Here is a 12,321-nt window from a genome sequence, read left to right as displayed (position 1 = left end):
ACCGTCCGCGTCTGCCACCTTCCCCCGGCCACCAGCAAATGGAACAAGATCGAACATCGGCTGTTCAGCTTTATCACCATCAACTGGCGCGGCAAACCGCTGGAGAGCCGCCAGGTGATCATCGACCTGATCGCCTCGACCACCACCCGCACCGGGCTGAAGGTCTACGCCCGCCTGGACGAGGGCTCCTATCCCGACAAGATCAAGGTCACCGATGCCGAACTCGCCGACGTCCGGCTCGACGGCGATCCGTTCCACCCAGAGTGGAACTACACGATCACACCGCGAACCATCGACGACGAATTACACTGATGTAATTCCCTTCCAAGCTCTTAGGTGTTGCCCGCGGTCGGCGCCGGGGGCCCCGACGGCCAGCCGGGCAGCCCGGACGCCGAGGTGCAGCAGCAGCCGGTCCGCCCCGTCGGCGAGGTCCAGCCCGGTCAGCTCGGCGATCCGCCCCAGCCGGTAGTACAGCGTCTGCCGGTGCACGCGGAGCAGGGCGGCGGCCCGCTGCGGGCTCCCGGCGCAGTCCAGCCAGATCCCGGCGGTCTCGGTGAGAACCGGGTCGGCCAGCAGGGGGGCCAGCGCCGGATCGGGGCCGGCGAGCTCGGCCACCTGACGCCAGGCGCCGAGCTCCGCCCACGACGCCACCGGCGCGAGTTCCGGTGCCACTGCTGCTACCCGGGCTGCGGTGCGGGCCTCGCGCCACTGGTCGGGCAGCGCGGCGCAACCCCGTCGGGCAGCGGCGACGCCGGCGGTACTGCCCGCGGGGAGCCCGACCAGCGCGGCGGCGGCGAGCGCCCCGGCCGGCCGTGGGTCGCCGTCCTGGCTCAGCGGCAGCAGCACCGCCACCCCGTCGGGAAGCACCGCGGTCACCGCCCCCGCCCCCGGGGAGGACCAACCGTCCGGCAGTCCCGGGGACGCCGGACACAGGGCGACCAGCGTCAGCGGGGTGTTTGCGCCGAGGGCGGCGGTGAGCGCCCGGACCGACCGCTCGGGCGGGTCCCCCTGCAGCACGGTCTGCAGCGCACCGGCCAGGTCGGCCGCCGGCCTGCTGTCGGCCAGCAGCCGCCCCGCCTCGGCGGCCAGCGACACGGCGTCGGCAAGTCCGGGGGCGGCCGGGTCGGTCACGTCGGTGCCGCCGCCGTCCAGCAGCCACAGGTAGCCGTACAGGCGGCCCTCGGCGCGGACCGGCAGACACAGCCGGGTGAGGATGCCGGCCGCGGGGTCGGCGGGCACCCGCAGCGGCGCGGTCGCGGTGGTGATGCCGTGCTCCTCGAACCGGCGGCGGGTCTCCTGCGTCGAGCCCCGGCCGAGGATCGACCGGGCCCGGACGGCGTCCATCGCGGTGCCCTCGGCGGCGTCCTCGTGCGCGCAGAAGGCCAGCAGGGTGAAGTCGGCGTCCTCCAGCGTCGTCGGGGCGGCGAGCAGCCGGGACACCTCGTCCACCAGGTCCTGCAGGTCGTCGCGCACTCCGCCTCCTCCGTCGTCGCACGATCGTAGGAGCGGCGCGGGCACCGGCCGGTTGCCGGAGGCGGCCCGAGGGCACCACCGGAAAGTTGGCTAGCTCACCTTCTGGTTCCCCGTTCGCTAGGGTGGACGCCATCTCGACCAGCAACCGTGGCCTGGCTCCGGGGAGCCAGGCCCGGGGCATACCGACCGTCCTGGCGCAGGAGGTTGCAGTGACCCATTCCCGACTCTTCCCCGGTTCGCCGTCCCGGCGCCGGCGTGTCGCCGTGGCAGCCGCGAGCTGCTCCGGCCTGGTCGCCGGGGTGCTCGGCCTGGCCGGGGCCGCCTCGGCCAGGCCGAGCACCCACGCCACGGCCACCCCAATTGAGCACCTGGTGGTGATCTACCAGGAGAACGTGTCCTTCGACCACTACTTCGGCACCTATCCCCGCGCCGCGAACACCGACGGCACGCTGTTCCAGGCTGCGCCGGACACGCCCACCGTCAACGGGCTCCTCGGCACCCTGCTGACCGCCAATCCGAACAAGACCCAGCCGCAGCGGCTGGCACACGACGAGGCGCTGACCTGCGACCAGGACCACGACTACACCGCCGAACAGCGGGCCGCCGACCACGGGGCGATGGACCGGTTCGTCGAGTACACGAACCGCGAGTCCGACGGTCAGCCGCTCACCCGCGGCGAGTGCGTTACCGGGTCGACCACAGGCCCGACGCCGGAGGACTACGCGGTCATGGACTACTACGACGGCAACACCGTCACCGCGCTGTGGAACTACGCGCAGCACTTCGCGATGAACGACAATTCCTACGGAACCACCTACGGACCCTCGACGCCGGGCGCGCTCAACCTCATCTCCGGTGAGACGGCGGGGGCCTACGCGGTCACCCCGGGCGGCACGCGCACCACGGACGCCTACGCGGTGCCCAACCAGGACGGCGTGGACGGCACCGGCACAGTCATCAACGACCCGGACGGCGCGTTCGACGACTGCTCCAATCCGACGTACAACCGCGCGGCGCTGACCGGGAAGAACGTCGGTGACCTGCTCAACGAGCAGCACGTCTCCTGGGGCTGGTTCCAGGGCGGCTTCGCCGACTGCGCAGCCGCCTCCCCGGTCGGCAAGTACACCGACCAGCAGCCGTCGCCTGGCGAGGCCACGACTCAGGACTACAGCGCCCACCACGAGCCGTTCCAGTACTACGCGTCCACGGCCAATCCGCACCACACGCCACCGGCGTCGGTCGCCGAGATCGGTCACGCCGGGCCGGCCAACCACCAATACGACCTGACCGACTTCGACCGCGCGCTGGACGCCGGGAGCCTGCCCGCGGTGAGCTTTCTCAAGGCCAAGAAGTCCGAGGACGGGCACGCCGGCTACTCCGACCCGCTGGACGAGCAGCACTTTCTGGTCGACACGCTCAACGAGCTCCAGCGGTCCAAGGACTGGAAGTCCACCGCGGTCGTCATCGCCTACGACGACTCCGACGGCTGGTATGACCACCAGCTCGCGCCGGTGGTCAACCACTCCGACAGCACTCGCGACGCATTGACCGCCGACGGGCAGTGCAGCACAGGGAGCCCGAAGCTCGGTGGCGAGGAGCTGCGCTGCGGCTACGGTCCCCGGCTGCCGCTGCTGGTCATCTCCCCCTTCAGCAAGGTCAACGCCGTCGACGGCACGCTGACCGACCAGACGTCGATCCTGCGCTTCGTCGAGGACAACTGGCTGGGCGGTGCGCGGATCGACAATTCCTTCGACGCACTGGCCGGTCCGATCGACGGCATGCTGGACTTCAGCCAGCCGGCCGCGAAGCCGCTGTTCCTGGACCCGCTCACCGGTGCGGTCGCCTCGCGGGGCGCCGGGCACGGGCACGGGCACGGGCACGGGCACGGCTGACCTCTCCTCCCCGTGGTTCACCGAGGTCCCCGGCCGGTCGCGGCCGGGGACCTCGCTGCGTTGTGCTCTCAGTCATTTGTATGACGGCCCGCCCACAATCCCGGACATCTGTCGGTGGCGTGTCGGTGGCGCCGTGCCTAGCGTCGTCCGCAGCCGACAAGGCCCACCCGGAGGTGCCCGTGCTCACCCAGAAGGCGCTGCTCGCCGCGTCTCGCCGTCCCGGTATGCGCCGGGTCGTCACCGGCACGCCGGTCACCCGCCGCGTCGTCGACCGGTTCGTCGCCGGGGAGACCCTGCCCGACGCGCTGGCCGCCGTCCGCGCGCTGGCCGCAGACGGCATCGCGGTCACCCTCGACCACCTGGGGGAGGACGTGACCGACCGCGTCGAGGCCATCCGCGGCCGGGACGCCTACCTCGCGCTGCTCGAGTGCCTGGCCCCGCTGCAGCTCGGCCGGGCCGCCGAGGTGTCGGTGAAGCTGTCCGCGTTCGGCCAGGCGCTCCCGGTCGGCGGGGACGACGTCGCGCTGGAGCTGGTCCGCCCGGTCGTCGAAGCGGCCAGCGCTCAGGGCACCACGGTGACCCTGGACATGGAGGACTCACGGACGGTCGACTCCACCCTCGCCGTCCTGGCCGACCTCCGGCGCGCGCACCCGGGCACCGGTGCGGTGCTGCAGGCGATGCTGCACCGCACCGAGGACGACGCCCGCGCGCTCGCCGTCCCCGGCTCGCGGGTGCGGCTGGTCAAGGGCGCCTACCGGGAGCCGGCGTCCGCCGCGCACCAGGAGAAGGCCGCCGTGGACGCCGCCTACGCCCGCTGCCTGGAGGTCCTGGTGCGCGGCGGCGGGTACCCGATGGCCGGCACGCACGACCCGGCGCTGATCGCCCGGATGCTGGAGCTGGTCGTCGAGACCGGCCGCACCCCGGACAGCTACGAGTTCCAGCTGCTCTACGGCATCCGCCCGGGCGAGCAGGTCCGGCTGGCCCGCGCCGGGCACACCGTGCGCGCCTACGTGCCCTACGGCGCCGACTGGTACGGCTACTTCATGCGCCGGCTGGCCGAGCGCCCCGCGAACCTGCAGTTCTTCCTTCGCTCGCTCGCCACCAAGTCCTGACCCCGGTCCGGCCGAAGTGGCCACTCTGGCCGGACCGTCCCACCGCTGAGGAGCCATCCATGGACGCCGTCACCCAGGTCCCTGCACCGCGCAACGAGCCGGTCCGCGACTACGCCCCCGGCTCGCCCGAGCGCAGCGCGCTGCAGCAGCGGCTGACCGAACTGGCCGCCTCGCCGGTGGAGCTGACCGCCACCCTCGGCGGCCGGCAGCGGATGGCCGGCGGCGAGGCCTTCGACGTCGTCGCTCCGCACCGGCACGCCCAGGTGCTCGGCACGTCGGCGCACTCCACCGCCGCCGACGCCACCGAGGCGCTGCGGTGCGCGAAGGAGTCGGCCCCCGGCTGGGCCGAGCTGTCCTTCGACGACCGGGCCGCGGTGTTCCTCAAGGCCGCCGACCTGCTGGCCGGGCCGTGGCGGCAGACGCTCAACGCCGCGACGATGCTGGGCCAGTCCAAGACCGCCTACCAGGCCGAGGTCGACGCGGCCTGCGAGCTGATCGACTTCTGGCGCTACAACGTGTCCTTCGCCCGGCAGGTGTACGCCGAGCAGCCGGTGTCCTCCCCGGGGGTGTGGAACCGCGTCGACCACCGGCCGTTGGAGGGCCCGGTCTACGCCGTTACCCCGTTCAACTTCACCGCGATCGCCGGCAACCTGCCGACCGCGCCGGCGCTGATGGGCAACACGGTGATCTGGAAGCCGGCGCCGACCCAACAGCTCGCCGCGCACTTCCTCATGCGGCTGCTCGAGGCCGCCGGCCTGCCCCCGGGCGTGGTCAACATGCTGCCCGGCGACGGCGTCGCGGTCTCCGACGTCGTCCTGGCCGACCGCGACCTGGCAGGCATCCACTTCACCGGCTCCACCCCGGTCTTCCAGCACCTGTGGCGGACGGTCGGGGAGAACATCGCCAACTACCGGGGGTACCCGCGGGTGGTCGGGGAGACCGGCGGCAAGGACTTCGTCGTCGCCCACCCCTCCGCCGACGTCGACGTGCTGCGGACGGCGCTGGTCCGCGGTTCCTTCGAGTACCAGGGGCAGAAGTGCTCCGCGGCGTCGCGTGCCTACGTGCCGCGCAGCCTGTGGACCCGGATGCGGGACGACCTGATCGGCGTCACCGAGTCGCTGCCGATGGGCGACGTCACCGACTTCTCGAACTACATGGGCGCGGTCATCGACGGGAAGTCCTTCCGGAAGCTGTCGAAGGTGCTCGACGCCGCGAAGGACGACGACGCGCTCACCGTGGTCGCCGGCGGCACCGCCGACGACAGCGAGGGCTTCTTCGTCCGGCCCACGATCATCGAGGGCACCGACCCGGGGCATGACGTCTTCACCACCGAGTACTTCGGCCCGGTGTTGGCCGTGCACGTCTACGACGACGCCGACTACGACACCGTGCTGCGGCAGATGGAGTCGGTGGCGCCCTACGCGCTCACCGGGGCGGTCATCGCCCAGGACCGGACGGCGATCGCGCACGCGCAGCACATGCTGCGGCACGCGGCCGGCAACTTCTACGTCAACGACAAGCCCACCGGCGCCGTCGTCGGCCAGCAGCCCTTCGGTGGAGGCCGTGGCTCGGGCACCAACGACAAGGCCGGCGCCGCGCAGAACCTGCTGCGCTGGACCAGCACCCGGTCGATCAAAGAGACGTTCGTCCCGGCGACCGACCACCGGTACCCGCACATGGGTGAGGGCCAAGAGTCTCGTTGATCATCGGCGAGCGGCTGCGCGCACCGGCGTGTCGGGCAGCCATTCGCCGACGATCAACTCCGTAGGGAGCGTTCTTCCCTCAGGTCTCGGAACAGTACGGCGACGGTCTGGTCCAGAGGGCCGTTGCCGGCGATGGAGTCGCCCGGCTCGTCGTCGCCAAGCGGCTGGAGGGTGGCCAGCTGGCTGTCCAGCAGAGACGGTGGCATGTAGTGCCCCCGCCGTGCGGCCAGTCGCTGCGCCAGCACCTCGCGGGGCACGTCCACGTGGGCGAACCAGACCGAGGGGTGCCCGTCGCGGAGCAGCTCCCGGTAGGAGCGCTTGAGCGCCGAGCAGGTGACGATGATCGACGTCCCGGCCGCCTCGTGCCCGCCGACCACTTCGGCGATCGCCTGCAGCCACGGCCACCGGTCCTCGTCGTCCAGCGGCTGGCCGCCGGCCATCTTGGCCACGTTGGCGGCCGGGTGCAGGTCGTCGCCCTCGATGTAGTCCCAGCCGAGCTGCCGGGCGAGCTCGACGGCGACGCTGGTCTTCCCCGATCCGGAGACCCCCATGACGACGATCGTCGTGGTCGCCGGGATGCTGAGTGCAGGTTCCATGCCCTGACCGTAGGGCTGCGACCACGACGACGGGGGTCAGGTGTGACAACGGCGGGCGAGCGCAGCTCCCTGTGGCGGTTGCCGGCGGTGCGGTCGCTCTTCGCGGTCAACGCGCTGGGCTTCCTGAGCTACTCGCTGCTGCTATCGGCGCTGCCGGCCCACGCGGCGGACACGGGCGCCGGCCTCACCGCGGCCGGCTCGGTGACCACGGTGTTCCTCGTCGTCACCGTGCTGCTGCAGGGCACGGTGCCGGCGATGGTGCGCCGCTGGGGGATCGGGCCGGTGCTGGCCGGCGGGCTGGTGGCGTTGGGTCTGCCGGCTCCGCTCTACCTCCTCGGGGACGACGTCCGGTGGCTGATCGCGGTGTCCGCCGTCCGCGGGATCGGGTTCGCCGTGCTGACCGTGCTGGGCTCGACGGTCGCCGCGCAAGCCGTGCCGCGGGAGCGGAGGGGGGAGTCGATCGGCATCTATGGGCTGGCGATCGCCCTGCCCACGCTGGCCGCGGTGCCCGGGGGGACGGCGCTGACCCTGGCCGGGCACTTCTCCTGGGTGGCGTGGCTGGCGGCGGCCACCCTGCTGGCGCTGGGGTTCGTACCCGGGCTGGTCCGGGCGCTGGGACCGCCGACCGAGGAGGCCGCACCGGGCGGCTCCCGGGCCGCGGTGTGGGCGGCGGCCGCGCCCTCGCTGGTGCTGCTGGTGGTCACGCTGGCCGGGGGCGGCCTCGTCACCTTCCTGCCGATCGAGCGGCCGGACGGGTCGCTGGCCGCGGCCGCGCTCCTGGTCTTCGGGCTGGCCAGCGCGTTGTGCCGGTGGCAGGCCGGCGTGCTGAGCGACCGGGTGGGCGCCCGGGTGCTGCTCCCCGCGACGTTGGCCAGCGGGGTGGCCGGCATGCTGCTCGTCGCGCTGGGCCTGCGCACCGGGGGGACAGTCGGTGCGGGCGCCCTGCTGGCCGGGGTGCTGGGGCTTGGCGTGGCCTACGGCGCGGTGCAGAACCTCACCCTGGTGATCGCGCTGGCCCGGGCCGGTGAGGGTCAGACGTCCACGGTCAGCGCGGTCTGGAACGCCTGCTACGACAGCGGGACGGCGATCGGCGCGCTGGCCGTGGGCGCCGTCGCCGCCGAGGTGGGGCTGCCGCTGACCTACGTGCTGGTCGCCGTCTGCCTCGCCCTGGCGTTGCCGTTGGCAGTCACGTTGCCGCGGGCTCTGCTCCTGTCCCCTTGACTGTCAGCCGGTCGCGGACTGCTCGCCCAGCCGGCGGCGGGCCGCCTCGGCGAGGCGGTTGACGGTCACGGCCTCCTGGGCGGCCTGACGCAACCAGGAGCGCAGGCCGTCGACGTCCCGGCGGTTGGCGTCGCGCAGTTGACCGAGCAGCACCTGCCGGGTGCTGGCCTGCGCGCGCATCGCCGTGGGCAGGGTGCGCCCGGTGCGGCGGGCCATCGTGGTGAACCCCGCGCCGACGAACACCAGCTCCCTGGCGTCGGACAGATCGGCCAGCAGGGCCTCGGCGTCGTTGGTGCGGCCGTCCTCGAGCAGCTGCAGGTACTGGGCGGCCAGGCGGGCGCCGGCGTCGGCGGGGGACTCGGACGGTGCGGTCACCCCTCCACTGTTCCTGGCGTTCACCGGCCGGACCACTGCGGCGACCGCTTCTCCAGGTGGGCGGCGATGCCCTCACGGCGGTCCTCGGACAGGTACGGGTTCGGGCCGACGTCCAGGCGCAGGGCGGTGGCCAGCGGCAGGTCCAGCGCCTTGACGGCGGTCTCCTTCATCCGTCGGACCGACAGCGGGGCGTTGGCAGCGATCCGCCCGGCGAGGGCAAGGGCGGCCGGGAGCACCTCCTCGGCCGGCACCACCCGGTTGACCAGCCCCCAGCGTGCGGCGTCCTCGCTGGTCACGTACTCGCCGGTCAGCAGCATCTCCAGGGCAATGCCCATCGGCAGCCGCTTGGGCAGCACGACCGAGCCGTAGTTGGCGCCCATGCCGATGGTGGCCTCGGGGAGACCGAGCTTGATGCCGGGGGCGGCGATCCGGATGTCGCAGGCCAGGGCTAGCTCGAAGCCGCCGGCGACGGCGTGTCCGGTCAGCGCGGCGACGATCGGGACGTACGTCTCGCTCACCACCTCGAACAGGCTGCGGCCGGGCCGGTCCATCGGCGGCCGGAAGTGGCCGCCCTGCTGGTCGAGCTCCCGGATCTCCTTGAGGTCGAACCCGGCGCAGAAGGCGGGACCGTTGCCGGTCAGCACGACCGCCCGCACCTGCGGGTCCTCCGCGCAGGACAGCAGTTCCTCGACCAGGTCGGTCTGCAGCGCCGCGGACAGGGCGTTGCGCCGTTCGGGGCGGTCCAGGGTGAACACCCGGACGTGCCCGCGGGTCTCGGTGACCAGTCCGGACTCGTGGCGGTGTGCCGGCTCTTCGCTCATGGGGCGATCCTGCCTCGCCGCCGGCGCGAACACAGACCGGCACCGCCGCATTCGACACCCGACTCCGTTTACATTGTAAAGTGACCATGTGGTCAGTGACGACGCGGCGGCGGAGCTGGCGCAGAGCCGTCGCGAGCTGGCCGCTGTAACCGACCAGGTGCGCCAGCTGGAGACCGCGCTGGTGTCGAGCCGGCAGATCGGCATGGCGATGGGCATCCTGATGAAACGTCACCAGCTGACCGAGGAGCAGGCGTTCGACCAGCTGCGGGACGTGAGCAGCCGGCGCAACGTGAAGCTGCGGGACGTCGCCATCGAGGTCGTCCGTGGGGCCCACGGCGAGGGCGGTGCGGCCCCACCGGCCGTGCTCTCGACCGATGGAACCTGAGCCTGCGACCTAGCCGGGACGAGCCGGAGGACCTGTGCCCAGCGCGAGCGGTGGTCAGGGTGTCGAGGACGTCGACGCGGTCTCATTGTGGATGAACAGTCCCAGACTGCGGTCCTTGGTCGCCGTCCCGGCTGCAAAGATCCTGCCGCTCATGGCGATGTAGACGCCAGGAGGCAGCGTCTGCAGGGACCCGATCGCCAGGCCCACGTTGAAAGCGGCGTCACTGTCGGTCATCCGGGCCGGTTGCATGGCGCCGGTGAGCACGATGACCTTCCCCGTGATGCCGTTCAAATGTGCTGCGGTGGTCGTCATGGAGTCGGTGCCGTGGGTGATGAGAATGCGTTCGGCGTCGGAGGTCTCGACCCGGTGGCGGATGAGGTTGCGATCGGTGTCGTCGAGGTCGCGGCTGTCCTTGCGGCAGATGCGGTCGATGGTCACGTCCAGTCCAGTCCGCGCCCGTCCGAGCAGCATCCCCACCATGGGCGGACCAGTGACCATCTCCCCCTGCAGGGAATATTCGACGTCGATCGTGCCGCCTGTGGTGATCACATGGATGCGCATCAACTGGCCCTGTAGGCGATGGCGTCGAGTTCCACTCGGGCGCCGAAGGGCAGCTCGCCGACGGCGAAGCAGGTGGGGGCTGGGAGCGGCTCAGGCAGTGTGGCGATGTAGACGTCGTCCATGGCGAGCCGGTCGGTCATGCTGGCGAGGTAGACGGTGATCTTGACGATGTCGGGGAATGCGAGCCCGGCGGTGGCCAGCGCTGCGTGGAGGTTGGTGAGGGCTTGTCGTGTCTCGGTCACGATCCCGCCGTCGACGATCTGTCCGTAGGCCACGCCGAGCTATCCGGAAATGAAGACGAGGTCGCCGGCGGCCCGCAGAAGGCTGTAGGGGTGTTCGGCGTCGGAGAAGCGCTGGGGAGCGGACATGGTCGTCCTCTTCACGTGATTGTAGACGGAGGCGCGGGAGACACCGAGGACGGCGGTGAGCGAGGGAACTGAATGTCTGACGTCGAGGAAGCCATCGTCGCGCAGGGGGCGGACGAGCTGCTTCTTCGCCGCGATCCCGCGCGGCGTCCGACCACGGGCGGCTGCGTACCCCTCCACCAAGGCCCGGGGTGCCTCGGCCGTGCGGGCCCGCAGGCTCTCGGACAGCGACTGCTCCTGGTCGTCGGCGCGGACCGGGTTGTGCAGGCCGCTCTTGGCGGGCGACCTTCGGGGAAGGGGTGGGGACAGTCGGGGTCCTGGATGCGGGCGACGCCGAGCTCGGTCGCCGGATCGGCGACTGTTCGGCCGGAAAGATCGTCCTCGCGTGCATGACGACCGCGCACAGGCCAGGGAACATCCGCCCGAGGCGACCACGATTGTCTCGGGCCTCACGGATCAGCCGCTCTCCCGGGGTCACGTGAACAGCTTGCCCATGGCAGCGGCGGCCTTCAGGCCGGACCCGGTCAGCACGACCACCGTCGTCTCACCGGAACGGATCGCGCCGCGGGCGGCGAAGACGTCGATCGCTGCCGCCGCCGAGGCGCAGGTCGGCTCCGCGTACAGCCCGATGCCCGCCAGGCGGCGGGTCGCGGCGATGATGTCGTCTTCAGGAATCGCGACGGTGTCCCCGCCGGATCGCCGGATCGCCTCGACGACTTCCGGCAGCCGGATGGGTCTCTTGATGGCGGTGCCCTCAGCGATCGTTGGCCCGAACTCCGTGTCGGTCTCGCCCTGGAACGCAGCGTGGATGGGAGCGCACCGTTCGGGCTGGGCGACCAGCAGCCGCGGGAGGCGATCGATGTGGCCAGCGGCGAGCAGCTCGCCGAATCCCAGATCACATCCCGACACGATGCTGCCCGCACCTGCCACGGTGACGATCGCGTCGGGTGCAGTGAAGCCGAGGTCCTCCCACAGTTCGTAGGCGAGGGTCTTGATGCCCTGAAGGAACAACGGGTGCCAGTTGTGGCTGGCGTAGCAGGTGGTGGCAGCTTCGAGAACAGCCTGCGCGCCTGTGGCATCCCGGTCACCCGGCACGAGCGCGACCTCGGCGCCGTAAGCGCGCGCCTGCACGACTTTGGTCGGGGACGTTGCCTCAGGAACGAGGATGCGGGCCCGGACACCGGCGGCGGCGCAATACCCGGCGACCGAGGACCCGCCGTTGCCTGAACTGTCCTCGATCACCGCCTGGACACCTGCCTCGGCCAGGGCCGACATCATGACGCTGGTGCCGCGGTCCTTGAAGCTGCCGGTGGGGTTGAACCACTCCAGCTTGAACCGCACGTCCTGGTGTCCCCAGCGCATCGGAACGAGGGGGGTGCATCCCTCGCCAAGGGTCACCGGGTGGGTGATGTTGCCGGGCAGAGCTGCCCGGTAGCGCCACAACGAGCGCTTCGAGGTGTCGATGTCCGCCGGCCCGATGCCGGAGCGGGGAGCGACCGTCAGCGGCGCCCCGTCGTCGCTGCGCCAGCGCAGCGGGTCGAAGGGGTAGCTCTCACCGGAACGGGGATCCAGATAGGTGTCCATGGGGACCTTTCGCCAGGCGTTCGCGGACACTATCGCTGGACAATTCGGATGACGCGCGAGGACGAGGATGTCCCGAGTTCCGTGGAACTTCGGTAGCGGCCCGTTGATCAACTAGGCGGCGTTGCTGACGGGCCCATCATGCGCGGCGGGTACGACAGTTGCAGCGGTGGCCTGCTCGAGGGCGGTGCGTAGCGCCGGCAGGTGCAGGTGGCCGTTGACGCGGCGGAATTGCT

At 71.6% G+C, this 12,321-nt stretch carries 13 protein-coding genes and 1 pseudogene; 6 read left to right on the top strand and 8 right to left on the bottom strand.

Annotated elements, in window-relative coordinates; all coding sequences use genetic code 11:
* Positions 1 to 312 (top strand): annotated as a pseudogene (locus BLW04_RS23090) (ISAzo13 family transposase); the annotation flags it as partial.
* Here the strand turns inward: BLW04_RS23090 and BLW04_RS23085 are convergent.
* Complete coding sequence (locus BLW04_RS23085; protein ID WP_091547826.1) at positions 304 to 1,473, bottom strand: PucR family transcriptional regulator; 1,170 nt, start codon at positions 1,471 to 1,473, stop codon at positions 304 to 306. The pseudogene BLW04_RS23090 and the gene BLW04_RS23085 sit on opposite strands and share 9 nt — an antisense overlap.
* Positions 1,474 to 1,736: 263 nt before the next feature.
* On the opposite strand from BLW04_RS23085, the gene BLW04_RS23080 reads away from it, so the two are divergent.
* The 3 genes from BLW04_RS23080 to pruA all read left to right on the top strand — a co-directional run bounded on the left by BLW04_RS23080 (position 1,737) and on the right by pruA (position 6,180).
* Entirely contained in the window at positions 1,737 to 3,365 is a 1,629-nt protein-coding gene (locus BLW04_RS23080; RefSeq protein ID WP_217631225.1) for a phospholipase C, read from the top strand.
* 179 nt (positions 3,366 to 3,544) lie between these two features.
* Positions 3,545 to 4,477: a proline dehydrogenase family protein gene (locus tag BLW04_RS23075; RefSeq protein WP_217631224.1), complete on the top strand. Its 933-nt coding sequence runs from the start codon at positions 3,545 to 3,547 to the stop codon at positions 4,475 to 4,477.
* A gap of 59 nt (positions 4,478 to 4,536) precedes the next feature.
* Positions 4,537 to 6,180, top strand: coding sequence for an L-glutamate gamma-semialdehyde dehydrogenase (gene pruA / locus BLW04_RS23070; RefSeq protein WP_091547824.1), 1,644 nt, complete (start codon positions 4,537 to 4,539; stop codon positions 6,178 to 6,180).
* Between the two features lie 53 nt (positions 6,181 to 6,233).
* Here pruA and BLW04_RS23065 read toward each other — a convergent pair whose 3' ends face one another.
* Positions 6,234 to 6,776, bottom strand: coding sequence for a gluconokinase (locus tag BLW04_RS23065; protein WP_091547823.1), 543 nt, complete (start codon positions 6,774 to 6,776; stop codon positions 6,234 to 6,236).
* Positions 6,777 to 6,863: 87 nt separating this feature from the next.
* Between BLW04_RS23065 and BLW04_RS23060 the strand changes: the two genes are divergently transcribed.
* Complete coding sequence (locus BLW04_RS23060; RefSeq protein WP_254781903.1) at positions 6,864 to 7,997, top strand: MFS transporter; 1,134 nt, start codon at positions 6,864 to 6,866, stop codon at positions 7,995 to 7,997.
* Positions 7,998 to 8,000: 3 nt separating this feature from the next.
* Here the strand turns inward: BLW04_RS23060 and BLW04_RS23055 are convergent, their stop codons facing one another.
* A complete protein-coding gene (locus BLW04_RS23055; RefSeq protein WP_091547821.1) occupies positions 8,001 to 8,372 on the bottom strand; it encodes a hypothetical protein in 372 nt (123 codons plus the stop codon).
* A gap of 20 nt (positions 8,373 to 8,392) precedes the next feature.
* Entirely contained in the window at positions 8,393 to 9,193 is an 801-nt protein-coding gene (locus BLW04_RS23050; RefSeq protein WP_091547820.1) for an enoyl-CoA hydratase/isomerase family protein, read from the bottom strand.
* 88 nt (positions 9,194 to 9,281) lie between these two features.
* Between BLW04_RS23050 and BLW04_RS27810 the strand changes: the two genes are divergently transcribed.
* Complete coding sequence (locus BLW04_RS27810; protein WP_217631223.1) at positions 9,282 to 9,578, top strand: ANTAR domain-containing protein; 297 nt, start codon at positions 9,282 to 9,284, stop codon at positions 9,576 to 9,578.
* A gap of 54 nt (positions 9,579 to 9,632) precedes the next feature.
* Here BLW04_RS27810 and BLW04_RS23040 read toward each other — a convergent pair whose 3' ends face one another.
* From BLW04_RS23040 to BLW04_RS23025, 4 genes are all read right to left on the bottom strand, one after another.
* A complete protein-coding gene (locus BLW04_RS23040; protein WP_091547819.1) occupies positions 9,633 to 10,139 on the bottom strand; it encodes an asparaginase domain-containing protein in 507 nt (168 codons plus the stop codon).
* Positions 10,139 to 10,414 (bottom strand): RidA family protein, encoded by a 276-nt coding sequence (locus BLW04_RS23035; RefSeq protein WP_091547818.1) that lies wholly within the window; start codon positions 10,412 to 10,414, stop codon positions 10,139 to 10,141. The genes BLW04_RS23040 and BLW04_RS23035 overlap by 1 nt, the downstream gene beginning before the upstream one ends.
* Positions 10,415 to 10,420: 6 nt before the next feature.
* On the bottom strand, positions 10,421 to 10,684 hold the full coding sequence (locus tag BLW04_RS27805) for a helix-turn-helix domain-containing protein (RefSeq protein ID WP_217631222.1): 264 nt from the start codon (positions 10,682 to 10,684) through the stop codon (positions 10,421 to 10,423).
* Between the two features lie 294 nt (positions 10,685 to 10,978).
* The gene (locus BLW04_RS23025; protein WP_217631221.1) at positions 10,979 to 12,199 is read right to left on the bottom strand and encodes a threonine synthase; all 1,221 of its coding nucleotides are present in this window, start codon (positions 12,197 to 12,199) and stop codon (positions 10,979 to 10,981) included.
* Positions 12,200 to 12,321: the final 122 nt, after the last annotated feature.

The sequence above is a fragment of the Modestobacter sp. DSM 44400 genome (assembly GCF_900107175.1).
GTDB lineage: Bacteria > Actinomycetota > Actinomycetes > Mycobacteriales > Geodermatophilaceae > Modestobacter.
This window is presented reverse-complemented; position numbering and strand designations above follow the sequence as displayed.

Excerpts from the sequence above, each read along its gene's own strand:
- BLW04_RS23065 (WP_091547823.1), bottom strand. The coding sequence starts at position 6,776 with ATGGAACCTGCACTCAGCATCCCGGCGACCACGACGATCGTCGTCATG.
- BLW04_RS23050 (WP_091547820.1), bottom strand. The coding sequence starts at position 9,193 with ATGAGCGAAGAGCCGGCACACCGCCACGAGTCCGGACTGGTCACCGAG.
- pruA (WP_091547824.1), top strand. The coding sequence starts at position 4,537 with ATGGACGCCGTCACCCAGGTCCCTGCACCGCGCAACGAGCCGGTCCGC.
- BLW04_RS23040 (WP_091547819.1), bottom strand. The coding sequence starts at position 10,139 with ATGCGCATCCATGTGATCACCACAGGCGGCACGATCGACGTCGAATAT.